General features: G+C 61.9%; 1 protein-coding gene and 1 pseudogene. One reads left to right on the top strand and one right to left on the bottom strand.

Annotated elements, in window-relative coordinates; all coding sequences use genetic code 11:
• Positions 1 to 299 (top strand): annotated as a pseudogene (locus OC373_RS18780) (hypothetical protein); the annotation flags it as partial.
• Between the two features lie 27 nt (positions 300 to 326).
• On the opposite strand, the gene OC373_RS18775 reads toward OC373_RS18780, so the two are convergent.
• Positions 327 to 512, bottom strand: a 186-nt coding sequence (locus OC373_RS18775) for a hypothetical protein (protein ID WP_261998284.1), incomplete at its 5' end; no start/stop codon positions are given.

Genomic DNA, 512 nt, shown 5'->3' with positions numbered 1-512 from the left:
CCCGGTCCGCGTGCGCAGCTTGCCTTGGAGCTGTTCACCGTACGCATTGCACAGTCGATTGCCGCGATGGCGACGGGGATCGGGGCATCGACCATTTGGTGTTCTCCGGCGGCATCGGCCATCGCGCGCCTCTGCTGCGGGCAGGAATCGTCGCGCGCCTGGAATGGCTCGGCCTTGGGTTGGATACTGGCAAAAATGAGGCCGGTGCCACCCGTATCGACCGAGGCGTGGGGCCCTCCATATGGAACATCGCTGTCGATGAGGAGCGCGAGCTGGCCGAATCGGCGGCCTGGATCTAGAACCTGCCCGGTCCAGCACGCAAGCAATCAGCAAGAAGGATCAGAAGCCATGGCTGTTGTCGGCAGTACCGCAAGGGAATCCCCGCTCGGCAACGCACGGTTAGCTTGGCAAACTTTACAGCAGGAATAGTTAGACGTTGGCACCTGCGCCGGCTGCGTTTTGATGCCGGCGTCCACCCGTCGGCCATTGAGGTCGACAAACCTTGGAGAAAA

The organism is Stenotrophomonas sp. Ste96, from assembly GCF_024519495.1.
In the GTDB taxonomy this organism is placed as follows: domain Bacteria; phylum Pseudomonadota; class Gammaproteobacteria; order Xanthomonadales; family Xanthomonadaceae; genus Stenotrophomonas; species Stenotrophomonas bentonitica_A.
The sequence above is the reverse complement of the archived record's forward strand: the minus strand, read 5'-3'. Positions and strand labels throughout refer to the sequence as shown.